The sequence below is a fragment of the Azospirillum rugosum genome, assembly GCF_017876155.1.
Lineage (GTDB): Bacteria > Pseudomonadota > Alphaproteobacteria > Azospirillales > Azospirillaceae > Azospirillum > Azospirillum rugosum.
In genome coordinates, this window is the sequence record NZ_JAGINP010000002.1 from 83621 (window position 1) to 108950 (window position 25330).

Sequence of the window (25330 nt, forward strand, 5' to 3'; positions counted from 1 at the left end):
GGAAGGGACACGAACCATGGGCGCACACGGCATCAACGGCATCGACCATCTCGTCGTCGCGGTCCGCGACCTGGACAAGGCGCGCGACGCCTACCAGCGCATGGGCTTCACCATCACCCCGCGCGGCCGGCACACGGAGCTGAAGTCAATTAACCACACCATCATGTTCGGCGCCGACGACTATGTCGAACTGCTGGCCGTGGAGGAGCCGCACCCCGTCACCGCCTACTACAGCGACCTTCTGAAGACGCGGGAGGGCATCGCCGCCCTGGCGCTGAAGACTGACGACGCGCGCGCCGCCCAGCGCCTGCTGGCCGAGGCGGGCTACCCGGCGTCGGAAGCGGTGGACTTCGGCCGTCCGGTCGCGTTGCCGGAAGGGACGCGCGACGCGCGCTTCACCATCACGCAGATCGACATCGCCAGCCAAGTCGGCGGCCGCGTCTTCCTGTGCCAGCACCACACCCGCGACGTCGTGTGGCGGCCGGAATACGTGCAGCACGACAACACGGCCACCGGCCTCGCAGCACTGGTCGTGGCCGCCGACGATCCGGACGCCGTGGCCGCCGGCTACGCTCGCCTGTTCGGCACGGCGGTGGAGGAGCAGGGGCCGGCCCGCCTCGTCCCGACCGGCGACACGCCCATCATCGTGGCGACGCCCGCGGCGCTGCATTGGGGCTGGACCAGCGACCCCGCGCTGGCCGCGCCGACGCCGTTCCTGGCCGGCTTCGTGGTGCGCGTCGCCGACCTCGACCGCGCGCAGCAGTCCTTGCAGAAAAGCAAGTTCCCGACCGTCGTCGGCAACGGCGTGCTGCGCGTGTCCTCCGCCAGCGCCGGCGGCGCTCTGCTGGCCTTCGCGAAGGACTTCGACCTCCGCGCCCTAATTCCCTGATTTCCGCGACTTATACGGAAATCCTATCACTGACCCGCGTCTGATCTATTGGACAGGTGGGCACCGACGCGCGCACTCTTGCGCTGCATTGCAGCGCGGGCGAGAGAACGATCGTGGCGGACGGCGGATTCGGCGGGCAGGGCATCACGGCGGAACCGGTGGCCGCAATCCCGGACGGTCTGGTGGCGGGCAGCCCGGCCTACCGGCGGGTCAGCGCCATCCTGTTCGTGGCCGGCCTGTCCACCTTCGCGTCGCTCTACTGCGTGCAGCCGCTGATGCCGGACTTCACGCGCGTCTTCGGCATCACGCCGGCGGAATCGAGCCTCGCCCTGTCGCTGTCCACCGGCGTGCTGGCGGTCGCGATGCTGGTCGCCGGCATGATCTCCGACCGGTTCGGGCGCAAGCCGATCATGGCGGTGTCGCTGCTCGCCTCCGGCACGCTGGGCATTCTCGGCGCGCTGGCGCCGGACTGGGGCTGGCTGCTGGGCTTGCGCGCGCTGGAAGGGCTGGCGCTGAGCGGCCTTCCCGCCGTCGCCATGGCCTACGTGTCGGAGGAGGTGGAGCCCCGCTCCGCCGGGCTCGCCATGGGCCTCTACATCGGCGGCACGGCGGTCGGCGGCATGTCGGGCCGCGCGGTCACCGCGCTGGTCGCCGACCTCGTGAACTGGCGCGCGGCGCTGGCCGTGGTCGGGGCGATCGGCATCCTGGGCGCGGTGGCGGTCTGGCTGTGGCTGCCGGCCTCCAAGCGCTTCGTGCGCAGTTCCATGAGCGTGCGCGACATGGCCGCGGCGTGGCGCCGTCATCTCGGCGACGGCGGCCTGCGTGCGCTGTTCGCCATGGGCTTCGTCGCCATGGGCTCCTTCGTCACGGTGTTCAACTACGTCGGCTTCCGGTTGGTCGCGCCGCCCTTCGACCTGCGGCCGGCGCTGGTCGGCGCGGTGTTCCTGGTCTACCTGCTGGGTGCCGTCAGCTCGCCGGTCTTCGGCGGCCTCGCCGGGCGGCTGGGCCATGGCAAGGTGCTGGCCGCGGCGACGGCGCTGATGGCGGCCGGCCTCGCCCTGATGAGCCCGGACAGCCTGTGGGCGGTGACGCCGGGCATCGCGCTGTTCACCGTCGCCTTCTTCGGCATGCACTCCACCACCTCCGCCTGGATCGGGCAGCGCGCGACGACCAACCGGGGCCAAGCCTCGGCCATCTACCTGTTCTGCTACTACATGGGCTCCACCATCGCCGGCACGCTGGGCGGGGTCTTCTGGCACGGCTACGGCTGGCCGGGGGTGGCCGGCTTCGTCGGGGTGATCGTGACGGCCGGGCTGGCGCTGTCCCTCGCCCTGGCGCGCCGGGGGTGATCCGTCCGGGAGGCTGCGTCGCTTGACCGCAGCGACCGCGCGGCCGGTTGTGCCCCGGTTGCGAAGGTTCCATCCTGACCTCCCAAGGGCTTGGAGCAACGGAGGCGACCATGGCCTGGCTGACCGTCTACCCCGACAACGACCCGACCGTGGTGGAACTGTCGAGCAGCGACCGGATGGTCGTGTCCGGGCACCTCGCGATGGCCGGCCTGCTGTTCGAGCGGTGGAACGCGGAGAAGGCGATCGACGACACCGCGGACACCGCGGCGGTGCTGGCCGCCTACGCCGGCCCGATTGCCGCCCTGAAGCGTGCGCGCGGCTTCCAATCGGCGGACGTCGTCCGCGTGCCGCGGGGCATGCCGGAGGCCGGCGCGCTGCGCGCCAAATTCCTGGCCGAGCACACCCACGAGGAGGACGAGGCGCGCTTCTTCGTGGAGGGCAGCGGCGCCTTCTACCTGCACGTCGGCGACCGCGTGCTGCGCGTCGTCTGCGAGCGGGGTGACCTGCTGAGCGTGCCCGCCGGGACCAAGCACTGGTTCGACATGGGGCCGGATCCGCACTTCACCGCCATCCGCTTCTTCACGCGCCCGGACGGCTGGGTCGCCGCCTTCACCGGGGACGTCATCGCCGACCACTTTCCCCGCTACGACGGGCCGCGGTAGGAGAGACCCGGAAGTCTATGACCTTCGGCTGGGTCCGATCGTCGCAGCCCGTTGCGGCCTCTGCCGTTCGGCTGATACAAATCACTCCGACAGCAACTTGCGGTGGGCGACTCGCCGACGGGGACGCCACCAAGAGGAACGCCACAGGCACGCGGGGGCTCCATGACCACGGACGGCCACACCGTTCCGCGCACGGGCAACGGCTTCATCGACGTGACCCACGCCGCCCTGATGGACCGCGTCGGGACGATCCGCCGCGCCTGCGCTAGGGGGGCTCCGCGGGACGCCGTCGTTCCCCATTTCGACGCCTTCGTGGACGAGATGCACGCCCATTTCGACCATGAGGAGGTCATCATCCGCGCCGCCGGCTTCCAGCGGTGGGAGGAGCACGCGAACCAGCACGCCATGCTGCAACAGCAGCTGGTCCGGCTGGTCGACTATGTGCGGGAATGCGAGGTCACCGGCGACTTCCTGTGCACGGTCGCCGGCACGCTGGACGCCGCCCTCTGCCGGCACGAGATCCGCCACGACGGCGAATACGCCGCCCTGGTGCGCACCGCCTCCGCGACGCCGGAGGGGCGGGAGCTGATTCCGTGGGAGACCGGCTTCGAGCTTGGCATCGCGCCGCTCGACGCCCAGCACCGCCAGCTGGCCGACTGCCTGAACGAGCTTCACCGCGCCAGCCTGGACCAGGGAGAGGCCGACGTCGCCGCGCTGCTGGAGCAGATGCACGACCACGCCCAGGCCCATTTCGCGATGGAGGAGGGGGTGCTGCGCTCCGTCGCCCCCAGCCGCTTCGTGGCGCACCGGGCGCACCACCAGGCGCTGAACGCCCAGTTCGCCCGCGTCCGGCAAGCGGTCGAATCGGGCCGCCTGGACGCCGGCGTGGCCGCCCGCGATTTCCTGCGCTTCTGGCTGATGGACCACCTGCTCGGCTCCGACCGCGTGGCCTTCGCCGGCGGGAGCGACACGCGGCAATAGGATGCGCGCGAACGCTCGCTTCCGGGCTGCCTCCTGGTTGTGGTGGCCGCCATAAAAAAATCACTTGAATCGCGGGTCGAAAAGCGTAATTCATCGCTCACGACGCACTCGCACGTGCCAATGGCCCACTGTGGTTATGCAACGACGTACCGCGTCCTTTTTGGCAGAACCGGTCATCAGTGGGCCGGTCCCGAGAGGGAGGTAGGCATGTTGGCTCTCCACGGCAGGGCTTTGAGACGGTAGCCCTCAGCCGGACATCGACGCTTTAACACGCGGAGCGATTCGCCCGCGTGAGCGCTCATTCCGGCTATTCCCGTCACCTTTCCCCGAAAACCCGAAATCAGGACGACGGCGCCGACAGCGCCGCGCCGGTTTCCCGTCTGTTCGCTGGGCCGCTTTGCAAAGCCGGCCCAGGGTAAGGAGTGCGCCATGGGCTTCATCCGTTCCCGCTCCGCCGTCGCCCCGCTCCGCCGCGGCGTTCCGGTCTCCTTCGCGTCGTCCGCCGCCTCCACCGCCATGGCGCCGCGCCGCACGTCGGTCGTGCAGGCCGTCGCCCTGAACCGGCCGGAAGACCCGATGCACTGCATCCGTCCGGGCGTCCTGAAGGACACCGCGGCCAGCTTCGTGGCGGCCTTCGGGCAGACGGTTGGTGGGGACGTGCTCTACGCCGTGAAGTGCAACCCGGAGCCGACGGTGCTGCGCGCCCTGTGGGAGGGCGGCGTGCGCCACTTCGACGTCGCCTCGCCCGGCGAAATCCGCCTGATCCGCCAGATGTTCCCGGACGCCGAGCTGCACTACATGCACCCGGTGAAGGGCCGCGAAGCGATCCGCACCGCCTACCAGCAGTACGGCGTGCGCGACTTCGTGCTCGACAGCATGGAGGAGCTGCAGAAGATCCTGGAGGAGACAGGCGACGCGCAGGATCTGGGCCTCGTCGTGCGCCTCGCCCTGCCGAAGGGCAACGCCGTCTACGACCTGTCCGGCAAGTTCGGCGCCCCGGCGGCCGACGCGGTGGAACTGCTGCGCGCCGTGCGCATGGTCGCGAACAAGATCGGCGTGTCTTTCCACGTCGGCTCGCAGATGCTGGATCCGGCCGCTTACGAGCGGGCGCTGGAGCTGGCCGGCCGCATCATCGCGGACAGCGGCGTGGTGATCGACGTGCTGGACGTGGGCGGCGGCTTCCCGGTGTCCTACCCGGGCGTCACCCCGCCGCCGCTCGGCGACTTCATGGAGGCCATCGCCCGTGGCGTGACGAAGCTCAATCTGCCGGCGCACTGCCGCGTCTGGTGCGAGCCGGGCCGCGCGCTGGTGGCGCCGGGTGTGTCGCTGGTGGTGCAGGTCATCAAGCGCCGCGGCAACGAGCTGTTCATCAACGACGGCGTCTATGGCGCCCTGTCGGACGCCGGCGTCCCCGGCTTCCGCTTCCCGGCCCGGATGATCCGCCCGTTCGCGACCATGACCGACGCGCCGCTGGAGGCGTTCAGCTTCTACGGCCCGACCTGCGACAGCGCCGACAAGATGAACGGCCCGTTCCATCTTCCGGCCGACATCCAGGCCGGCGACTGGATCGAGCTGGGGCAGCTGGGCGCCTACGGTTCCTGCCTACGCACCGCGTTCAACGGCTTCGACCAGGCGCGCGTGGTGGAGGTTTCGGACCTGCCGCTCCTGGCGACTCCGGGTTACGACCTGAAATCCTGCGTCGCTTAAGACCAGCACCCGCGTTTGCGGCGCGGGAAAGCTGTGGCTATCCCAAAAAAATAACCGTAAACAATCGTTGGCTTGGCGACCCACGCTGCCCTTCAAGAGGAGCGGGGTCGTCACGCCGTGGTTTTGACTCGCCAGCCTCGGGGGATCGTCGTCATGACCCTGGACACCAAGCACCTCACTTTCACCGGCCGCATGGTCATTGTCGGCTTCGGATCGATTGGCCAGGGAGTGTTGCCCCTGATCCTGCGCCACATCGGAATCGCGAAGGACCAGATCACCATCGTCACGGCGGAAGAGCGCGGCCATGCCGAGGCCGACGCGCTTGGTGTGAAGTTCATCAACCTTCCGTTGACGAAGGAGAACTTCGTCCAGGTGCTGGAGCCCATGCTGGGCAAGGGCGATTTCCTGGTGAACCTGTCGGTCGACGTGTCGTCCATCGCGCTGGTGGAGTTCTGCCACAAGGTCGGCGCCAACTATCTCGACACCTGCATCGAGCCCTGGGCCGGCGGCTACACCGACACCTCGCTGACGCCGTCCTTGCGCTCCAACTACGCGCTGCGCGAATCGGTGCTGTCGCACCGCGCCACCTACGCCGGCGGCCCGACCGCCGTGCTGACCCACGGCGCCAACCCCGGCCTCGTCTCGCACTTCGTGAAGCAGGCGCTGCTGAACGTCGCCCGCGACACCGGCGTCGCGGTGGACACGCCGACGGACCGCGCCGGCTGGGGTGCCCTGGCCGCCACGCTGGGCGTCAAGGTGATCCACATCGCGGAGCGCGACACCCAGGTGTCTGCTGTGCCGAAGAAGGTGGGCGAGTTCGTCAACACCTGGTCGATCGACGGCTTCGTGGGCGAGGGCTGCCAGCCGGCCGAACTCGGCTGGGGCAGCCATGAGAAGCAGCTGCCGCCCGACGGCTACCGCCACGAGTTCGGCTGCGACGCGGCCATCTATCTGATGCGCCCCGGCGCCTCCACCCGCGTGCGCACCTGGACGCCGCTGGAAGGGCCGTTCCACGGCTTCCTGATCACCCACAGCGAGGCGATCTCCATCGCCGACTACTACACGGTGCGCGACGGCAACCACGTCACCTACCGCCCGACCGTGCACTACGCCTATCACCCCTGCGACGACGCGGTGAAGTCGGTGCACGAGCTGGCCGGCAAGAACTGGTTCATGCAGCCGGAGCAGCGCCTGCTGATGGACGAGATCGTCAGCGGCACCGACGAGCTGGGGGTCCTGCTGATGGGCCACAAGAAGGGCGCCTATTGGTACGGTTCCCGCCTGACGGTGGAGGAGGCGCGCAAGCTCGTCCCCTACAACAACGCCACCTCGCTCCAGGTCTGCGTGTCGGTGCTCGCCGGCATCGTCTGGGCGCTGGAAAACCCGAACCGCGGCATCGTGGAGCCGGACGAGATGGACTTCGCCCGCGTGCTGGAGATCTGCGCCCCCTACCTCGGCCAGGTCGTCGGCGCCTACGGCGACTGGACCCCGCTCCAGGACCGCAGCCGCCTCTTCCCGGAGGACGTGGACCAGGACGACCCCTGGCAGTTCAAGAACTTCCGCGTGGTGTGACGAAAGGGGTCCTTCGGGACCCCTTTTCATACCATCGCTACCGTCGTAGGTTGGGTGGAGCGAAGCGCAACCCAACACACGCCTCCGTTGCATGCACTACCGACGGGACCGGACGCCGGGCGGAACCTACTTCTTCACCGTGGTCACCGCCAATCGGCGCCCGGTCTTCCGCCGTCCCGCCATGGTGGCCTTGCTGCGCGAATCCTTGCGGGCGGAGATGGCGCAGCACCCCTTCACCATCGACGCCATGGTCGTGCTTCCCGACCACCTCCACGCCGTCTGGACTCTGCCGGAAGGCGACGCCGACTACTCGAACCGGTGGCGGCGGATCAAGGGCTGGGTCACGCGCCATTGCCACGCGGACGTTCTGCCGCGTCCCTCAGGCGCCAAGGCCGCGCGCGGAGACCAGGAACTCTGGCAACGGCGATTCTGGGAACACCGCATCCGGGACGAGCGGGACCTCGCGGTGCACATCGACTACATCCACATCAACCCGGTGAAGCACGGGCTTGTCGCCAGCCCCGGGGACTGGCCCCATTCCAGCTTCCGGCGCTTCGTGCGGAACGGCACGTATGGGCCGGATTGGCTTGGTTCGGACTCCGCCGATAAGCTCGTCCTGGAATGACGTGCGGATGTTGGGTTGCGCTGCGCTCCACCCAACCTACGAAGTTTGCTTTGATATTCGGCGGACCATGAACGGGATTTCATGATCGTGCAACGGTGGGGTCAGCGGGCGGTCGCTATAACTCCTTCCATTGCATGACCTCTGACTTTGGTGAGTTATCCACCGGCGGTTCCCGCCGCCGGCCTACCGATCCGGTCTCTCCCGCATACCCGCCGGATCGGACCCTGAGGCGGGGCGTGAGGAATAAGGCTTTGGGTTATTGCGTCCCCCGCACCCCTGGCTTCCCCGCTCCCTCACGCCCCGCCACCTTTCCAGCACAATCTTTTCCACGCCACTTTTTCCACGCCACCTTTTCCACGGTGGCCAAGCTGCCGCCGGACTTGACGCGGACCCCTGCCGGCGGGATTGAATGGGCTCCGGCCCCGTATCCCGCCTGCGAGACCAACCCCCCGTGCGTCCCGTCGTCCTCTTCCCCCTGTTCAAGCCGGTGACGGCGCTCCCCGGCCTCGGCCCGCGGCTCGGCAAGCTGGTCGAGAAGCTGGCCGGCGAGCATGTCGTCGACCTGCTCTGGCACCTGCCGTCGGGCGTCATCGACCGCCGCTTCGCGCCGAAGATCGCCCAGGCGCCGAACGGGCGCATCGCCACCCTGACCGTGCGTGTGGATTCGCACGCCGCCCCGCTCAACCCGCGCCATCCCTACAAGGTCCGCTGCACCGACGAGACTGGGGTGCTGGAACTGATCTATTTCCACGTGAAGGGCGACTGGCTGGAACGGCAGATGCCGGTCGGCAAGACGGTGGTGGTGTCCGGCAAGGTCGAATGGTTCCACGACACGCCGCAGATCACCCATCCCGACGCCGTCGTCCCCGTCGAATCGAAGGACGAGATCGAGGCGATCGAGCCCGTCTACCCGATGACCGCCGGCCTGCCGGCCAAGACCCTGCGCAAGGCCGTGCGCGCCATGCTGGCCGACGTGCCGGAGCTGCCGGAATGGCAGGACGCGGCGTGGCGCGCCAAGAACGGCTGGCCCGCCTGGCACGAGGCCATCCTCCGCGCCCACACGCCGGAGGACGAGGGCGACCTCGCCCCCACGTCCCCAATTCGGACCCGGCTCGCCTACGACGAGCTTCTGTCCAACCAACTGGCCTTGACCCTGGTCCGCATGCAGCAGCGCCGCCTGTCCGGCCGCGTCATCCAGGGCGACGGCCGTCTGCGCGCCATGGTCGCCAAGGCGCTGCCCTTCGCCCTGACCAACTCCCAGGCCGGCGCGCTGGAGGAGATTTACGCCGACATGGCGGCGGAGCGGCGCATGCTGCGCCTGCTCCAGGGCGACGTCGGCAGCGGCAAGACGGTGGTGGCCCTCATGGCCATGCTGAACGCCGTGGAGGCCGGTCACCAGGCCGCGCTGATGGCCCCGACCGAAATCCTGGCGCGCCAGCACGCGGAAAGCCTCGCCCCGCTGTGCAAGGCGGCCGGGGTGGACATCGCGCTGCTGACCGGGCGCGACAAGGGCAAGGCGCGGCAGGCGGTGCTCGACCGACTGGCCTCCGGCGAGCTGCCGCTGCTCGTCGGCACCCACGCCATCTTCCAGGAGGACGTGGCCTTCAAGGATCTGGCGCTCGCCGTGATCGACGAGCAGCACCGCTTCGGCGTCCACCAGCGGCTCCAGCTCTCGACCAAGGGGCGGGCGGTGGATGTGCTGGTGATGACCGCCACGCCGATCCCGCGCACCCTGACGCTGACCGCCTACGGCGACATGGACGTGTCCCGCCTGACCGAGAAGCCGGCCGGGCGCAAGCCGATCCAGACCGTGACCATCGCGCTCGACCGGCTGGAGGACGTCGTCAACGGCATCCACCGCAAGGTGCAGGAGGGGGCGCGCGCCTACTGGGTCTGCCCGCTGGTCGAGGAGTCGGAGCAGACCGACCTCGCCGCGGTGACGGAGCGGCACGCCTTCCTGCGCGCCACCTTCGGCGACCGGGTCGGGCTGGTGCACGGCAAGATGCGCGGGCCCGACAAGGACGCGGTGATGGCCGCCTTCGCCGCCGGCGAGCTGGACGTGCTGGTCGCCACCACGGTCATCGAGGTCGGCGTGAACGTGCCCGAGGCGACCGTCATGGTGATCGAGCACGCGGAGCGCTTCGGCCTCGCCCAGCTGCACCAGCTGCGCGGCCGGGTGGGGCGCGGCGACAAGCCCTCCACCTGCCTGCTGATGTTCGACCCGCAGCTGACCGAGACGGCGCGCGCCCGCCTGAAGACCATGCGCGACACCGAGGACGGCTTCGTCATCGCCGAGGAGGACCTGCGCCTGCGTGGCGCCGGCGAGGTTCTGGGCACCCGCCAGTCCGGCCTGCCGGAGTTCCGCATGGCCGACCTGACCGTCCACGGTGAGCTTCTGGCCGCCGCCCGCGACGACGCCAAGCTGATCGTCGACCGCGACCCCGACCTCGCCAGCCCCCGCGGCCAAGCCCTGCGCACGTTGCTGTATTTGTTCGCGCGGGATGCCGCGGCGAAGACGCTGCGGTCGGGGTGAGGGGGAAGTTCTCGCGTTGGACCCCCCTCCCAACCTCCCCCCACTTCGCGGGGGGAGGGGCTTGTCGACGGAGCGGCGGCAGTCCCCTCCCTCGCCGAAGGTGGGGGCGCAGAGCCGACGGCCGAAGGCCGGACGAGCGCCGAAGGCGATCGTAGGCGGCGCGCGGTCGCGAGACTTGCGAGCGACCGTGGTTAGGGAGGGGGCCCGGCGCGACCACGATGCCGCGGGTGGGCGGAGCCGGTGATGAATCCCAGCGACCAGACGCCCAGGCGTGGGAGAAACCCCGCTCGGTACGTCGTGGTCCGAGGAGGTCGGCGCTGAACAGGCGCTTTCCAATCTCAATACAAAAGCACCACAATACTTCGGTATCTAATTAATGCGCTAAGGACTGCGACAATATTTCCAATGAACGATTTGAAAGAGTCCGCCGTAGAGTGCGTCGAAGCAGGACCTTGAATACAACGGCTGGAGGCAGAGATCGTCGTCATGAACATATCCGATGCATCTCCCCTGGCCAGCGGCTCGGCGCAGCGACTGGTGCCGTCTTCGTCCTCATCGCAATCCCTGTCGGCCACCGGAACAGCGGTTCAGGCCAGCAAGGAAGCCGGGGTCAAGGACAGCGTGTCGTTGAGCCCTCTGGCTTCGTCCCTGCACGACGAGTCGCTGACTGCGTTCAATGCATTGTCTTCAGAAACGCGCACCCAACTCTCCTCGCTGGTGGACAGCGGGGCGCTGTCCGGGGAAGACGTGCACAACGCCTTGAAACAGCGGGTCAAGGAAGCGCGCCGGAGCGCTTACTCAGCCACCTTCCGCATGGCGCACAACGATAACGCGGATCTGTTCTTCAACGAAAATACCAACCGTGGCGACTTTCAGAATGCGTTGCGTGCCACCACCGAGAAGCGGGCGGAACTCATGAAGAAGCTGTCCGCGCTGGACGGTGCGGGGCAAGGCAGTTCCGCGGACTATGCCAACCTTTCCCAGCAGCTCGTGGCGTCGGATGCAAACCCCAAATTGCTGCGCGATCGCTCTGGCATGAAGCGGTACATCATGGACCCGTTCGGCGGCGTCGATTTTGAAGACTCGCGGTTGAACACGACCCGCAAGGAAGTCGACGCGGTTTACAAATTGAAAGCGGCCGGAGTTGACCTGTCCGCCATCGACCGGGGCGTGCGCGCCCTTGGGGAGCGCGATGCTGCATCCATCATCGCGGAACGTGCCGATCTGCCCCACGCCACCACCGTCGCCAAGGACCGGGAATTCTCGTTAAACGATGCCCTGGTCCAACCGATTCGGGTCCCGCCGATGAAGGAGGGTGCCGACATGGTCGGCGACCGGGCCAGCATATTGGCCGCAAATCCGGAGCTTCGGCGGGATCTTGAGAAATCCGCAGGCATATCCGAAGAGATGAGCCGCTACATGAAGGAGGTCCGGGTTCGGTACTGAATGGACATGGCAGGGGCACATCGACTCACGCCCTGATCTTCTCCTGAACCACCGCCCCCTTCACCTCGCGCAGCTTCCGTTCCGGCGGGCTGACGATGCCGCCGCTCATCACCATCTTCAGCCCGTCCTCGACCGTCATGTCCAGCACGGTGACCTCGCGCCGCGGCACCATCAGCAGGTAGCCGGCGGTCGGCGGGGCGCAGGGGATGAAGACGTGGACCATCGCCTCCGCGCTGACCTTCTGCACCTCCGGGTGGGCGGCGCCGGTGATGAAGCCCAGCGACCAGACGCCGAGCCGCGGGTACTCCACCAGCACCACCTCGCGGAAGGCGTTGGACTTCTTGGCGACGACCGTCTCGACGATCTGCTTCACGGCGCCGTAGACGGAACGCACGACCGGCATCCGCCCCACGGCCCCTTCGCCCATGCGCACGACGAGGCGCCCGACATAGCCGGCGGTGAAGGCACCGATCAGCGTCAGCGCGACGATCAGAGTCACCACGCCGATGCCGGGGATGGAGAAGGGCAGGTAATTTTCCGGGTTGTAGGCCGCGGGGATCAGCGGGCGGATGTGCCCGTCGATGAAGGACAGGAACCACCAGCCGATGTAAATCGTCACCGCGATCGGGGCGGTGACCAGCACGCCGGCCAGGAAATAGGCGCGCAGCCGTCCCATCAGCCCGATGCCCTCGCGCCGCGGCGGGCGGGGAGCCACGCTGCTGGGCGCCGCGCTGTTGTCGGCCGCACCGCTGTCCTGCTCGGTCCCGTCCACGCTCCGCTCCCGAAAAACGCTGCCCGTTCATGGCGCTGCACACCATTGTGGCCCAGGACCGGCGTCCCGCTCAATCCGTTTCAATCGGTGGACGTCCGGCGGAAGCGTGGCGCATCGGATGGAACTCCGTCCGGGGGAGTGGGCCGGGGCCGGCCGCGGCCATACATCCATGGCGATGACCCAAAGCCCTCGCATATTGTCGGTTGCCACGGCGCTGCCGCCGCACCGTCTCGACCAGAACGACACGCTGGCCGCCGCGCGGGCCGTGTTCGGTCCCCGCATGCGCGATTTCGACCGGCTGGCGCCGGTCTTCGCCAACACCGGCATCGAGACGCGCCACGCCGTGATGCCCATGGAGTGGTATACCCAGCCGCGCGGCTGGCCGGAGCGCACCGCCGCCTTCCGGGAGGGCGCGCTCGCCCTGCTGGAGGAGGCCGCCGGCACGGCCCTGAACCGCGCCGGGCTGAAGCCCGAGGACGTGGACGCCATCGTCTGCGCCTCCACCACCGGCATCGCCACGCCGAGCCTGGAGGCCCTGCTGCTGGAGCGCATGGGCTTCCGTCCCGACACGGTCCGCCTGCCGCTGTTCGGCCTCGGCTGCGCCGGGGGCGTGCTGGGCCTCGCGCGCGCCGGGCAGATCGCCCAGGCGATGGCCGGCCGCACCGTCCTGTTCCTGGTGGTGGAGCTGTGCACGCTCGCCTGTCGCACGGGGGAGGCGACGCCGACCAACGTGGTCGCCAGCGCGCTGTTCGCCGACGGCGCCGCCGCCGCCGTCCTGCGGGCGGACGATGAAACCGGCGGCCCCCGCTTGCGGGCGAGCGCGGAGCACACCTGGCCGGGCACCCGCGACGTCATGGGCTGGCGGGTGGAGGACGACGGCTTCGGCGTGATCTTCAGCCAGGACATCCCCACCGTGATCAGCGCCCGCCTCGGTCCGGTGGTGGAGCGCTTCCTGGACGGGCAGGGCATGGCGCGCACCGACCTCGCCGGGCTGGTCTGCCACCCCGGCGGCGCCAAGGTGCTGCACGCGCTGGAGGCGGTCTTCGACCCGGTGACGGACGGGCTGGCCGACGCCTGGGCGGTGCTGCGCTCCTGCGGCAACATGTCGGCGGCGAGCGTGATGTTCGTGCTGGAGCGGCGCCTGGCCGCGGGCGCGACCGGCCCGCACCTGATGAGCGCGCTCGGGCCGGGCTTCACCGCCGCCCTGGCCCTGGTGGAGTTGTAACGTGTCCGTCTGGGAGATGACCGGCTGGCCGCAGGTGATTCTTCTGCTGGTCGCCGCGCAGCGGCTGGCCGAATTGGCCCTGGCCCGGCGGAACACCGCACGCCTGCTGGCCGAGGGCGCGCGCGAGGTCGGGGCGGCCCATTACCCGCTGTTCGTCGCCCTGCACGCCGGCTGGCTGGTCCTGCTGTTCGTGGCGACTCCGGCCGACGCGCCGGTGAACGGGTGGCTGCTGGCCCTGTTCGTGGCGTTGCAGGCCGGGCGGGTCTGGGTGATCGCCACGCTCGGCCGCTTCTGGACCACGCGGATCATCACCCTGCCGGGGGCGCCGCTGGTGCGGCGGGGTCCGTTCCGCTGGGTGCACCACCCCAACTATCTGGTGGTGGCGGGGGAACTGGCCGTGCTGCCGCTCGTCTTCGGGGAGTGGTGGATCGCGGTGCTGGCGACGGTCCTGAACGTCCCGCTGACCCTGCACCGCATCCGTGTGGAGGAGGCCGCGCTGACCGGGCGCCGGGCGATCACGCCAGCAGGAAGCAGAGCAGCGTGACGCAGCCGGCGATGGCGGCGCCGTCCAGGTGGTTGGGGAAGGCGTGCCAGAAGGTTTCCTTGGTCAGCGGCTCCGGCTGGTCGATCTCGTCCAGCCACAGGCCGGCGGGCAGGCCGCCGGTGGTGCGCTCCGCGATGGCGCCCGACAGATGGGCCATGGAGACGGCGAGGTAGCAGAACTTCACGAACCCCAGGACGAAGGCCATGGCGCCGCCGGCCTCGGCGATCGGGTCGGTCACGCCGCCGATTCCGGCGACGGCCGTGGCCATGGCGATGGCGGCCGCGAAGGGGATGGCGACGACCGACAGCAGGCGCTGGCCGTCGACCCGGCGGGCGTTGGGGATCAGGCCGCCAGCAGTGCCATTGGTGGTCGGGCCGTTGGGGTTCAGGAAGGTCATGGTCGGTCTCGGTTCCGGTGGCGCGTGGTTCCGTTCTCCGCTTTCAGGGTTAACGGGACGTTAGCGATACCCGTTCGGATCGGGCCATTACCCCTTTGCGCAGCCACGGTAATGTGCGCTATCCGTTTGGACCGGTGACCGGAAGGGGAGGATCGAAGGCCGTGGCATCCGACGCTGGCGCCGCCTCGCTGGACGGGATCGACCTCCTGCGCCCCCTGCCGCCGGAGGAGCGCGCCGCCCTGGCGCGCCAGTGCCGCTGGCGCCGCTTCCAGGCGAACGAGCAGATCATCGACCATCTGGGCGAGACGCGGGACGTGATCTTCATCGCCGCCGGCCGCGTGCGGGTGCTCAGCCATTCCGCCGCGGGGCGGGAGATCAGCTTCGACGACGTGGACGCCGGCGGTTTCCTGGGAGAGATGGCGGCCATCGACGGGCTGCCGCGCTCGGCCTCCGTCGCGGCGGTGGAGGACGGGACGCTGATCGCCTTCCTGGCGCCGAAGCCCTTCCGCGACCTCGTCACCGGCCATCCGGATCTGGCGATCGCGGTGATGAAGCGGCTGTGCCGGGTCGTCCGGCTGACCACCGACCGGGTGATGGAGCTGTCCACGCTCGGCGCCAACAACCGGGTGCACGCGGAGCTTCTGCGGCTGGCCAAGCGCGGCCGGGCGGAGGGCGGGGCGGCGGTCATCGCGCCCATCCCCGTCCACGCCGACATCGCCAGCCGGGTCAGCACCACGCGGGAAACGGTGGCGCGCGTCTTGAGCGACCTGTCCCGCGAAGGGCTGGTGGAGCGCCGCCCCGACGCCCTGGTGGTGCGCGACGTCGCGCGGCTGGAACAGCTGGTGGAGGATGTGCGCGGCGGGGCCTGAGGCGCCTTCAGCCTTCGCCCAGCAACGCCGAGTGGATCAACGCCTGAAGCGTTTCCGGATCGTAGGGCTTGCTGAGGAAATGCCAGCCGCCCCGCCGGATCTCGGCCTTGGTCGCCAGGGATTCGTCGCCGGTCGTCACGATCACCGGGATCGGGCGTCCGATGGCCGCCAGCACCTTTGGGACGGACACCGGGACGACGCCGTGCCCCCCGACATGGTGGTCGGTGACCAGGATGTCCGGCGCCAGATTCCGCGCGCGCAGGGCGTCCAGCAAGGCCGTCGGCGTGCTCGCCCCCACGATCCGGATGCCGCTGTCCTCGAACACCGTCTCGACGCACAGCCGCAGGACCATGTCGTCTTCCAGGAAGGCGACCGTCACGCCCCCAGGGGCGTTCCCCGGGCCGCTGTGGCCGACGCCCGGCTCTTGGTCGTTGGAACGGTCATTCGACATGGTGGCGGCGCATCCGATCGATGGCGGGTGCCGCACGCCGCGGCACCCGGAGCCCGAACGACCGAAGCAGGGCGTGGAACCGAAGTGTCCGGGCGGTCCACGCCCCTGCCGGCCATGAAAGCCGGACAACCATAGCTTGGCCGAACCCTTATCCGCATTGTCCTATGTTAATGGGTTGGGTTTCGAGGTAAATGCGCCTTCTTTGCCCCCTCCACCGTCACGGCATCGCGCGGCTCCGGTCGGGCGCCTGGTCCAGCGCATGCTCCAGCCGCTTCGGCGCGCGGATCAGGTGCAGGTACAGCTCGTCGAACTGGCCGACCGACGACAGCTGCTTGTCGTCGTTGACGGTGATCTGCTGCCCGGCGACCTCGATCAGCCCTATGTCGCGCAGCCGGCGCAAGGTGCGGTTGATGTGGACGATGCTGAGCCCCAGCGCGTCGGCCAGGATTTCCTGGGTGACCGGCAGGATGAAGCGCCCGCCATCGGCCAGCCCGACCAGGCTCAGCCGCTTCAGCAACTCCACGATCAGGTGCGCCGTCCGCTCCAGCGCGGTCCGGCGCCCGACGCTCAGCAGGCGTTCGGCGATGATCGCCTCCTCCTTGGCGCCCGACCAGGCGAGCGCCGCGGCGAGCCGCGGAAAGCGCTTGAACAGCTCGAAGATGCGGTCCGGGGCGAAGCTGGCGACCTCCACCGACGTCAGCGTCGTGACCCCGTGGTCGGCCGTCTCGAATAGGTTGCAATAGAATCCGATGATATCGCCGGGAAGGACGAAGTTCACAACTTGACGCCGGCCGTCGGGCAGCGCCTTATGACGAATGGCCCAACCGTCGCGCATGACGCGGACGGTGCCATAGCGTTCGCCCTGTTGTAATAGATCCGCCCGAGCCGGCAATTTCGTAACATTCCGCTCGAGCTCCGACAAAAAATTGCGCTCTTCGTCCGTTAGGACCATGTAGCTGCAAAGTTTGCGCCCCAAGGGAGTTGAAGGCGTGTAGGCCAAGGGGCGGTTCATTTCTTATCCAGCCTTTGATCGTCCGACATTTTCGCGTCGAAGCGCGGGAATGGGCCAGTCCCATTCCGTAGAGCCACGAACGATCGAGCCAATTGGCGAAACCATCTATAACATAGGTTAAGGGGAGAGAGATTTTTCCTCGGCCATCGGGATGGTTCTTACTCGATCCTGTTGGTAGGGCGCCGGTGGCCGATGGGACGGCCGCCGACAGCGGGCGGGGGTTGAAGATGGCGGTTCAACAGCAAGCCGCGGGTACGGCTGCGCTTTCGATTTGCGAAGCGTTGTTGCTCGCGCTTGTAGAAAAAGGCGTCCTGACGCTGGAAGAGGCGCAGGCCGCGCTGGAGGATGCGGCGGCCGCCCACCAGGGGGCGGAGATGAGGGCCGACGACCCCCATTTCCACCACCTCGTGGTGCAGATCGTGGAACGGCTGATCGTGCAGCTGAACGCCGCGGACGCTGCGGAGCCGCGGACGCTGCGGGGGTCGTAGGGGGAGTGGTTGTGTTGGGTTGGTGAGTGGTCGCGTTGGGCTGGTGAGTGGTTGCGCTGGGCCCCCCTCCCAACCTCCCCCCACTTCGCGGGGGGAGGAGCCAATCCCCTCCCTCGCCGAAGGTGGGGGAGGGTTAGGGTGGGGGCCCGGCGCGACCACTCACCACCCCAACGCACCCCCCCACCAACTCCCCCTATCCCTCCACCACCGTGCACACGCGCTTCAGCGCGTCCACCGCGCGCGCCAGATCGTCGTCGCGCACCAGCACAAAGTCGGTGTCGTAGGTGGAGATCGCGAAGATCGACACCCGTTCCTGCGCCAGCGGAACGGCGATGCGCGCCAGGACGCCGAACAGGGAGAAGTCCAGCGGCCCTTCCACCTTGAAGGCCCGCCAGCCGCGTTCCGCCGTCACCGCCTCCGGCACGCGATCCTCGCGGCAGAGGATCGACAGCTCCTCGCCCGTCCGGGTGGCGCTGACCAGCGGGTCGGTCCAGTCGAGCCAGCCCGGCATCCCGGCACCCGGCGACAGGCGCGCCACCGCCAGCCGGTCCGGCAGCACCGACAAGGTCAGCGGCTTCGTTTCCGGCAGCAGCGCCGCGTCCAGCGTCGCGCGATCGACCTCGAACGGCTTCAGGATGCGCTTGGCCCGCCCCATCAGCGACGGCACGCCGGAGCGCATGGCCCGGCCCAGCATGTCGGCCGCGACCGGGCGCAGCGCCGGGTCGTCCGCCGCAAGGTCGACCATCGCCTGCAAGGCGGAGGTCTGCACGATGCGGGCGGAGCCATGCTCGAACCAGCCGCCCAGCAGTTCCACGGCCCGCTCGCGCTGCTCCTCCGTCAGGGACAGGCGCGGCAGGATCTGGGCGACGTGCCAGCGCACCTCCGCCTGCTCGATGGCCGCGGCGTCGGTCAACAGGCGCTCCGCGAAGGGATCGAGCAGGCGCGGGTCGCCGCGCGACACGCGTTCCAGCGCGTCCGCCGCGCGCATGCGCACGCCGGCGTCCGCGTCGAACAGGCAGCCGACCAGTTCCGGCATCCGTGCCGGATCGGCGGCCACGGCCTCCGCCACCGTCGGCGCGTCGCCGAAGCTGCGCCGGTCGCCAAGGGCAAGCGCCTTGGCGAGCCGACCCCTGGACGCCTCTTCCGGCTTCTCCGCCACCTCAGCGCCGCCCGAAGGGACGCGCGGGGATGTTCCGCCCGAACTTCGACCCGGCCTTCAAGGCGCTGGGCCGCGGCGGGGGAGGGGGCGGTGGCGGGGGCGGCGCTTCGCCCTTCGGCACGGCCCCGCCGGTCGCCATCTGCGCCAGATCGGACACCAGCCGGTTGACGCCGCGCACCCGCTGCGCCTCGTCAGCCCATTCGCGGGTGTAGACCAGCTTGTGGTCGGGCCGCAGCTTCATCAGGCTCATCTGCTGGCTGATGTAGGTCAGCAGCTTGGCCGGCTCCGCGTACGTGTTGTTGCGGAAGGTCAGCACCGCGCCCTTCGGCCCGGCGTCCACCCGCTCCACGCCGGCCTGCCGGCACAACTGCTTGATGGTCACCACGTCCAGCAGGTTCTCCACCTCGCCCGGCAGCTTGCCGAAACGGTCGATCAGCTCGGCCGCGAAGCCGTCGATCTCCGCCCGGTCCACCAGCTCCGCGATGCGGCGGTAGAGCGACAGGCGCACGGTCAGGTCGGGGACATACTCCTCCGGGATCAGCACCGGCGTGCCCAGGTTGATCTGCGGGGTCCAGGCCTGCTCCTCGGCACCGGCGGGCACCTGCCCGTCCATACCGGCGCGGGCGTTGGCGACCGCCTCCTCCAGCATGTGCTGGTACAGCTCCACGCCGACCTCCTTGACGTGGCCCGACTGCTCCTCGCCCAGCAGGTTGCCGGCGCCGCGGATGTCCATGTCGTGGCTGGCCAGCTGGAAGCCGGCTCCCAAGGAATCCAGCGTCTCGATGACGTGCAGCCGCTGTTGCGCCGTGCCGGTCAGCGGCTTGTTCGGCGCGTAGGTCAGGTAGGCGTAGCCGCGCACCTTCGACCGGCCGACGCGCCCACGGATCTGGTACAGCTGCGCCAGACCGAACATGTCCGCCCGGTGCACGATCAGCGTGTTGGCGTTGGGGATGTCGATGCCGCTCTCGATGATGTTGGTCGCCAGCAGCACCTCGAACTTGCCCTCGTCGAAGGCGGTCATCACGTCTTCCAGTTCGCTGGCCGGCATCTGGCCGTGGGCGGTGACGATCTTCACCTCCGGCACCAGCTCCCGCACCCGCTCGGCGACCTTGGGCAGGTCCTCCACGCGCGGGCAGACGTAGAAGGTCTGGCCGCCGCGGTAGTGCTCGCGCAGGATCGCCTCGCGCACCACCACGGGGTCGTAGGGCAGAACGAAGGTCCGCACGGCCAGACGGTCCACCGGCGGCGTGGCGATCAGCGACAGCTCCCGCACGCCCGACAGCGCCATCTGCAGCGTGCGCGGGATCGGCGTGGCGGTCAGCGTCAGGACGTGCACGTCGGCGCGCAGTTCCTTCAGCCGCTCCTTCTGCTTCACGCCGAAATGCTGCTCCTCGTCCACGATGACCATGCCCAGCTGCTTGAACTGCACGCCCTTGCCCAGCAGCGCGTGGGTGCCGATCACGATGTCGGCCGTGCCCTCCGTCAGCTCCTGCTTGACCTTGGTCTGCTCCTTGGCCGTGACCATGCGCGACAGCTGCACGACGCGCAGCGGCAAACCCGCAAACCGCGTCGTGAAGGTCTTGAAGTGCTGGCGGGCCAGCAGCGTGGTCGGCACCACCACGGCGACCTGCTGGCCGCTCATGGCGACGAGGAAGGCGGCGCGCAGCGCCACCTCCGTCTTGCCGAAGCCGACGTCGCCGCAGACGAGACGGTCCATGGGGCGGCCGGAGCCGAGGTCGGTGAAGACCTCCTCGATGGCCTTCAGCTGGTCGTCGGTCTCCGGGTAGGGGAAGCGGGCGGAGAATTCCTGGTAGACGCCTTCCGGCGTGTAGACCGGGTCGGCCTTCTTCAGCATGCGTTCCGCGGCGATCTTCAGCAGCGCCTCGGCCATGTCCTTCAGGCGCTTCTTGACGCGCGCCTTGCGGCCCTGCCAGCCGGCCCCGCCCAGCTTGTCCAGCTGTGCCGCCGCGTCCTCCGACCCGTAGCGGGTCAGCACCTCGATGTTCTCCACGGGGACGTAGAGCTTGTCGCCGCCCTCGTAGATCAGCCGCAGGCAGTCGTGCGGCGCGCCGGAGACCTCCAGCGTCTCCAGCCCGTCGTAGCGCCCGATGCCGTGGTCCATGTGCACCACGAGGTCGCCCGAGGTCAGCGCCGTGTACTCCGCGATGAAGTTCGCGGCCTTGCGCTTCTTCTTCGCCACCGGGCGGACGAGGCGGTCGCCCAGGATGTCCTGCTCGGTGATCACCGCCATGTCGGCGGCGGTGAAGCCGTGCTCCATCCCCAGCACGATCATGCCGATGATGTTGCGGTCGAAGCGGCGCACCTCCTCGATGCTCTCCGCCGGCTCCAGCCCCGGAATGCCGTGGTCGCCCAGCACCGTCATCAGCCGGTCGCGGGACCCCGCGGAATAGCCCGCCACCAGCACGCGCCGCCCGTCGGCGCGCAGCGCCCGGATGTGGTCCTTCACCGCGTCGAAGACGTTGACGTCCGGCCGCGCCCGCTCCTCCGCGAAGTCGTGGCCGCGGCGCCCGCCCGCATCGACGGTTCCCTTGATGCCCGGCGGCGTGCCGAAGGGCTGCAACTGCGCCACGGCCTGCGCGGCGAAAATGTCGTCCCAGGCCTGCGCGTCGAGGAACATCGCGGCCACCGGCACCGGCTTGTAGACCGGCGACCCCGTCCGCTTCTCGATGGTCATCATGCCTTCGCGGCTGGCGTGGAAGTCCACGACCTGCGCGATGCGCGAATCCCGCGACTCCGTCGCCTGATGGTCCAGCGACAGGATGGCCTTCGGCATGTAGGCGGGCAGGGCGTCCATGCTCTCGTGGAACAGGGGCAGCCAATGCTCCATGCCGCCGTACTTGCGGCCGGCGCTGATCGCCTCGTAGAGCGGGTCGTCGTCGGTGATGGCGCCGAACAGCTCGCGATAGCCGGAGCGGAAGCGGGCGATGCTCGCCTCGTCCAGGAAGACCTCCGACATCGGCTTCAGGTCGATGCCGTCGCGCTTGTCGGTCGTGCGCTGCGACATGGGGTCGAAACTGCGCACCGCCTCCAGCTCGTCGCCGAACAGGTCGAGGCGCAGCGGCTCCTCCGTGCCCGGCGGGAACAGGTCGACGATGCCGCCCCGGACCGCGAACTCGCCCGGCTCCCGCACCGTCTGGGCGCGGGTGTAGCCGTTGTCGGCCAGATACCGTTGCAGCTTCTCCAGGTCGATGCGGTCGCGCAGTTTCGCGGAGAAGACCGCGTTGCGGAAGGCGGCGCGCGGCGGCACCTTCTGCACCATGGCGTTGACGGTGGTCAGCACGACCAGCGGCGGGCTGGAGGCCGTGCGCGCCATCAGCCGGGTCAGCGTGTCGATGCGCTTGGCGACGATGCCGCCGTTGGGCGACACGCGGTCGTAGGGCAGGCAGTCCCAGGCCGGGAAGACCAGCACCTCCAGCGACGGCGCGAAGAAGGCCAGCGCCTCCGCCAGCAAGGCGGCGCGCGAGTCGTCGAGCGCCACATGCAGCACGCCCGCCGATCCCGCCCGCTTGGCGAGGTCGGCGAGCACGCGGGCGTCATGGCCTTCGGGCGCGCCGCCGACGAGCAGGCGGCCGGCGCGACCGGGTTGCAGCTGTTCGAAACTGACCAAGGATGGTGCCTCAGGATCCCATGCGCGGCGTGTATCGGAACTGGATCAACAGCCGCATCACGTCGTTGTCGTGCTCGGCCGGCAGCGGTTCGCGTCCGGCGTACCAGTTATAGAGATCGGGGTCGCTGAGTTCCAGGAGCGCCTCGTACCGGTCGAGCTGCTCGTGGTCGAACTCCGGCACATGGGCGTCGGCGAAACTGCCGATCAGCAGGTCCATTTCCCGCATGCCGCGGTGCCAGGAACGGAAGATCAGGCGCTTGCGCCGGTTCTCCAGGGATTCGCTGCTCCCGGACGGGGTGTTCTCGTCGCTCATGCCATCCACGCCCAAAGGCCCCGGCCCCGGAAGATAGAGGGCGGAGCGGTTCACATCCACTCCCGCATCCTGCACGGCGGACTGCGCGGAGGCAAACCGAAACACCCTGGGACATCTCAAGGAATCGCGCCTCCGCCTCGGATGATCCATGATCGATGGATCTTGTTCAAAGCATTGTCTTCGGCGCAATAATTCATACAAAAACAATTAACAATACTACGCGTTAGGCATTTATATCGCAGGGCTGATATTTGGCGGCAAATCACTGATAAAGCCATCGTAGTTAATTCATTGTAAACGTTCCAGGAATAAAATGTCCAAAAGTCTCTTAGATAATTACTATTTGTACGAATGATATCGAGTTCAAGCTGAGCCCCAACCTTTGGAGAGGCAACGATCATGTCCATCGGCACGAACGGGATTTTTTCCTCGACGATTTCGGTATCGTCCGGCCATTGGAAACCGGTCAATGCTCCGGCATCCGGGGCGGCGGGTTCGGCGATGGTTGTGACCGGGGGAACGGACGATGTATCCGTGAGCAAGCTCGGCAAGGCTTTGACCGGGGTCGCTGCAAAGCTGTTCGAGCAGCTCGATCCAAAGGCTCGTACCATGCTTGAGGACTTCGTCAATTCCGGCAAAGCAAGCGCGGACGATGTCGTCCGGGGCTTGCGAGGCTTGGCCCAGCAGGCTGTGTTCGACCGCTACGCCGCGGAAACGCCTCTGACGGCCGAGGAGACGCAGCAAAGCGCTGACCGGGCCGCTGCGTCCAAGCGGCACGCGGAATACATGTCCGGGCTTGAAAACGTGATGAAGGAGCGCCAGTCCATCAACGATGCGGAGAGCCGGGGAGACATCAGCAGCGTGGATGCGTTTGCCCGTTCAGAGGCTGTGTTCAAGAAGGCGGACGCCTACACGAAGGATTTCGAAGCCCGAAACGGTTCGGTGAGCGGTTCCGCACAGACCGATCTCGACGCTCTCCCCATCAACCGGATGCTTCGCAACTTCAAGAACTCCGATCTGTTCGGCGATGATGGAGGCGGCGACGTTCTGTCGGCGAAGGATGGCTCTGCTGCCAACAAGTTGCGGGCTCTTGGCTTCTCCGGGCACATGGTCACCGACGCGGCGAAGCGCTACGCGGATGGCGTCGATCTGACGGCCCTGGGCGGTCGGGGACCTGCGGCGTCTGCGGACCAAGTCACGCTTTCTTCGACCAATCCTCAAAAAGCCGGAACCTCTCCCGCCGAGCGGTTCCTGGACACGGAACTGGCAGCCGCCGCTGCCGCTCCGTCGGCATCGGGCGCCCCGTCAAACGGCCAAACGGCGATTTCGCTGCTTCGGTCCGCACAGGATCGCATCACGTCCCCGTTGAAGGATCGTGACTGAACCGTGCCTGGCTTCCCGGAGGCCGCAAAGAAGGCCAGCGCCGCCGACGAGCAGGCGGCCGGCGCGTCCGGGTTGCAGCTGTTCGAAACTGACCAAGGATGGTGCCTCAGGATCCCATGCGCGGCGTGTATCGGAACTGGATCAACAGCCGCATCACGTCGTTGTCGTGCTCGGCCGGCAGCGGTTCGCGTCCGGCATACCAGTTATAGAGATCGGGGTCGCTGAGTTCCAGGAGCGCCTCGTACCGGTCGAGCTGCTCGTGGTCGAAGTCCGGCACATGGGCGTCGGCGAAGCTGCCGATCAGCAGGTCCATTTCCCGCATGCCGCGGTGCCAGGAACGGAAGATCAGGCGCTTGCGCCGGTTCTCCAGGGATTCGGTACGGGTGCCGGGGGTGCCGTTCGTCATGCCATCCACGCCAAAAGCCCCAACTCCCCGCAAAAGGGGAGGGGGTGAGCCACATCCACGGCGCATCCTGCACGCCCGACCCCCTCCGCGCAAATCGAATTCAGCCGGCCGAATTCAGCGGGCCGAATTCAGCGCGCCAGCCACGCCTCCAGCCCGTCGCGCAGGGCGGCACCCGGCGCAAGCTTGGCGAACTGCTCCGTCTCCACGGCCAGCCCTTCGCCGATGGTCAGGTTCAGCCCGCGCGTCGCGGCGGTCAGGATCCCGGCCACGGCCTCGGGCGAGTGCCGCGTGATCCGCTCCGCCAACTCCAGCGCCGCAGGCATCAGCGCGTCGGGTGCCACCACCCGGTTGACCAGACCCATCGCCAGCGCGGTTGCGGGCGGGAAACTGTCGCCCGTCAGCAGCCATTCCAGCGCCCGCTTCCGCCCGGCGGTGCGCGGCAGCCGCTGCGTGCCCCCGAAGGTCGGCATCATGCCGAGCTTGATCTCCGCCTTGGAGAACAGCGCCCGCTCGCTGGCGACCGCGAGGTGGGAAGCCTCCAGGATCTCGCAGCCGCCGCCGAAGCAGATGCCGTTCACCGCCGCGATCACCGGCTTTGGGAACGCCTCGATCCGCGCGCACAGGGTCTGGCCGGGCCGGAAGGCGCGCACGGCCGCACCCGGCCCCTGGCGGACGGTCTGAGTGAACTCCGTGATGTCCGCCCCGGCGGAAAAGGCGCGCTCACCGGCCCCGGTGACGATGACGGCGCGCACCGCCTCGTCGGCCTCCAGCGCGTCGAGCGCGGCGTGCATGGCGTTCGCCAGCGCGGTGCTGATGGCGTTCAGCTTCTCCGGCCGGTTCAGGGTCAGGATGGCAATGGCCCCGGCGGTGGTGCGCAGGACGAGGTCGGGCATGGGACACTCCGTTGCAGAACCAAGGA

General features: G+C 68.6%; 23 protein-coding genes. 14 read left to right on the forward strand and 9 right to left on the reverse strand.

The window, feature by feature from the left end; all coding sequences use genetic code 11:
- Nucleotides 1-16 precede the first annotated feature (16 nt).
- The 9 genes from J2851_RS03490 (at nucleotide 17) to J2851_RS03530 (ending at nucleotide 11764) form a co-directional block, all read left to right on the forward strand.
- Nucleotides 17-889, forward strand: a complete 873-nt coding sequence (locus J2851_RS03490) for a VOC family protein (RefSeq protein ID WP_209764081.1) — start codon at nucleotides 17-19, stop codon at nucleotides 887-889.
- A 113-nt stretch (nucleotides 890-1002) separates the two neighbouring features.
- Nucleotides 1003-2238 carry an MFS transporter gene (locus J2851_RS03495; RefSeq protein ID WP_307418929.1) on the forward strand — a complete coding sequence of 412 codons (1236 nt, stop codon included), beginning with the start codon at nucleotides 1003-1005 and terminating at the stop codon, nucleotides 2236-2238.
- Nucleotides 2239-2348: 110 nt separating this feature from the next.
- A complete protein-coding gene (locus J2851_RS03500) occupies nucleotides 2349-2900 on the forward strand; it encodes a 1,2-dihydroxy-3-keto-5-methylthiopentene dioxygenase (protein ID WP_209764083.1) in 552 nt (183 codons plus the stop codon).
- 162 nt (nucleotides 2901-3062) lie between these two features.
- Nucleotides 3063-3881: a bacteriohemerythrin gene (locus J2851_RS03505; RefSeq protein ID WP_209764090.1), complete on the forward strand. Its 819-nt coding sequence runs from the start codon at nucleotides 3063-3065 to the stop codon at nucleotides 3879-3881.
- Between the two features lie 429 nt (nucleotides 3882-4310).
- Complete coding sequence (locus tag J2851_RS03510; RefSeq protein ID WP_209764092.1) at nucleotides 4311-5588, forward strand: type III PLP-dependent enzyme; 1278 nt, start codon at nucleotides 4311-4313, stop codon at nucleotides 5586-5588.
- Between the two features lie 153 nt (nucleotides 5589-5741).
- A complete protein-coding gene (locus tag J2851_RS03515) occupies nucleotides 5742-7160 on the forward strand; it encodes a homospermidine synthase (protein ID WP_209764094.1) in 1419 nt (472 codons plus the stop codon).
- Nucleotides 7161-7251: 91 nt separating this feature from the next.
- Nucleotides 7252-7785 carry an REP-associated tyrosine transposase gene (locus J2851_RS03520; RefSeq protein WP_209764097.1) on the forward strand — a complete coding sequence of 178 codons (534 nt, stop codon included), beginning with the start codon at nucleotides 7252-7254 and terminating at the stop codon, nucleotides 7783-7785.
- Nucleotides 7786-8236: 451 nt separating this feature from the next.
- Entirely contained in the window at nucleotides 8237-10318 is a 2082-nt protein-coding gene (recG, locus tag J2851_RS03525; RefSeq protein ID WP_209764100.1) for an ATP-dependent DNA helicase RecG, read from the forward strand.
- A gap of 486 nt (nucleotides 10319-10804) precedes the next feature.
- On the forward strand, nucleotides 10805-11764 hold the full coding sequence (locus J2851_RS03530) for a hypothetical protein (RefSeq protein ID WP_209764102.1): 960 nt from the start codon (nucleotides 10805-10807) through the stop codon (nucleotides 11762-11764).
- A gap of 25 nt (nucleotides 11765-11789) precedes the next feature.
- Here the strand turns inward: J2851_RS03530 and J2851_RS03535 are convergent, their stop codons facing one another.
- A complete protein-coding gene (locus J2851_RS03535; protein WP_307418921.1) occupies nucleotides 11790-12536 on the reverse strand; it encodes a DUF502 domain-containing protein in 747 nt (248 codons plus the stop codon).
- 196 nt (nucleotides 12537-12732) lie between these two features.
- On the opposite strand from J2851_RS03535, the gene J2851_RS03540 reads away from it, so the two are divergent.
- Entirely contained in the window at nucleotides 12733-13761 is a 1029-nt protein-coding gene (locus J2851_RS03540; RefSeq protein ID WP_246500391.1) for a type III polyketide synthase, read from the forward strand.
- Between the two features lies 1 nt (nucleotide 13762).
- On the forward strand, nucleotides 13763-14305 hold the full coding sequence (locus J2851_RS03545) for an isoprenylcysteine carboxyl methyltransferase family protein (RefSeq protein ID WP_307418919.1): 543 nt from the start codon (nucleotides 13763-13765) through the stop codon (nucleotides 14303-14305).
- Here the strand turns inward: J2851_RS03545 and J2851_RS03550 are convergent.
- Nucleotides 14277-14702 (reverse strand): hypothetical protein, encoded by a 426-nt coding sequence (locus J2851_RS03550; protein ID WP_209764104.1) that lies wholly within the window; start codon nucleotides 14700-14702, stop codon nucleotides 14277-14279. The two genes, J2851_RS03545 and J2851_RS03550, sit on opposite strands and share 29 nt — an antisense overlap.
- A gap of 161 nt (nucleotides 14703-14863) precedes the next feature.
- On the opposite strand from J2851_RS03550, the gene J2851_RS03555 reads away from it, so the two are divergent.
- On the forward strand, nucleotides 14864-15571 hold the full coding sequence (locus J2851_RS03555; protein WP_209764106.1) for a Crp/Fnr family transcriptional regulator: 708 nt from the start codon (nucleotides 14864-14866) through the stop codon (nucleotides 15569-15571).
- Nucleotides 15572-15578: 7 nt separating this feature from the next.
- Here the strand turns inward: J2851_RS03555 and J2851_RS03560 are convergent, their stop codons facing one another.
- Both J2851_RS03560 and J2851_RS03565 read right to left on the reverse strand, forming a co-directional pair.
- Nucleotides 15579-16022, reverse strand: a complete 444-nt coding sequence (locus J2851_RS03560) for a response regulator (protein WP_209764108.1) — start codon at nucleotides 16020-16022, stop codon at nucleotides 15579-15581.
- A 217-nt stretch (nucleotides 16023-16239) separates the two neighbouring features.
- On the reverse strand, nucleotides 16240-17034 hold the full coding sequence (locus J2851_RS03565; RefSeq protein ID WP_209764110.1) for a Crp/Fnr family transcriptional regulator: 795 nt from the start codon (nucleotides 17032-17034) through the stop codon (nucleotides 16240-16242).
- 284 nt (nucleotides 17035-17318) lie between these two features.
- Here J2851_RS03565 and J2851_RS03570 point away from each other — a divergent pair, with 284 nt between their 5' ends.
- Entirely contained in the window at nucleotides 17319-17522 is a 204-nt protein-coding gene (locus J2851_RS03570) for a hypothetical protein (protein WP_209764112.1), read from the forward strand.
- 193 nt (nucleotides 17523-17715) lie between these two features.
- On the opposite strand, the gene J2851_RS36485 is transcribed toward J2851_RS03570, so the two are convergent.
- Genes J2851_RS36485 through J2851_RS03585 form a run of 3 tightly spaced genes read right to left on the reverse strand, consistent with a single transcriptional unit; the run spans nucleotide 17716 to nucleotide 22622 of the window.
- Nucleotides 17716-18681, reverse strand: a complete 966-nt coding sequence (locus J2851_RS36485; RefSeq protein WP_209764122.1) for an ACT domain-containing protein — start codon at nucleotides 18679-18681, stop codon at nucleotides 17716-17718.
- Nucleotide 18682: 1 nt separating this feature from the next.
- On the reverse strand, nucleotides 18683-22309 hold the full coding sequence (gene mfd, locus J2851_RS03580) for a transcription-repair coupling factor (protein WP_209764124.1): 3627 nt from the start codon (nucleotides 22307-22309) through the stop codon (nucleotides 18683-18685).
- Nucleotides 22310-22319: 10 nt separating this feature from the next.
- Entirely contained in the window at nucleotides 22320-22622 is a 303-nt protein-coding gene (locus J2851_RS03585) for an FAD assembly factor SdhE (RefSeq protein WP_209764125.1), read from the reverse strand.
- 399 nt (nucleotides 22623-23021) lie between these two features.
- Between J2851_RS03585 and J2851_RS03590 the strand changes: the two genes are divergently transcribed.
- Nucleotides 23022-24005 (forward strand): hypothetical protein, encoded by a 984-nt coding sequence (locus J2851_RS03590; RefSeq protein ID WP_209764126.1) that lies wholly within the window; start codon nucleotides 23022-23024, stop codon nucleotides 24003-24005.
- 106 nt (nucleotides 24006-24111) lie between these two features.
- Here J2851_RS03590 and J2851_RS03595 read toward each other — a convergent pair whose 3' ends face one another.
- Nucleotides 24112-24411: an FAD assembly factor SdhE gene (locus J2851_RS03595; protein ID WP_209764127.1), complete on the reverse strand. Its 300-nt coding sequence runs from the start codon at nucleotides 24409-24411 to the stop codon at nucleotides 24112-24114.
- Between the two features lie 128 nt (nucleotides 24412-24539).
- Nucleotides 24540-25304, reverse strand: coding sequence for a crotonase/enoyl-CoA hydratase family protein (locus J2851_RS03600; RefSeq protein ID WP_209764130.1), 765 nt, complete (start codon nucleotides 25302-25304; stop codon nucleotides 24540-24542).
- Nucleotides 25305-25330: the final 26 nt, after the last annotated feature.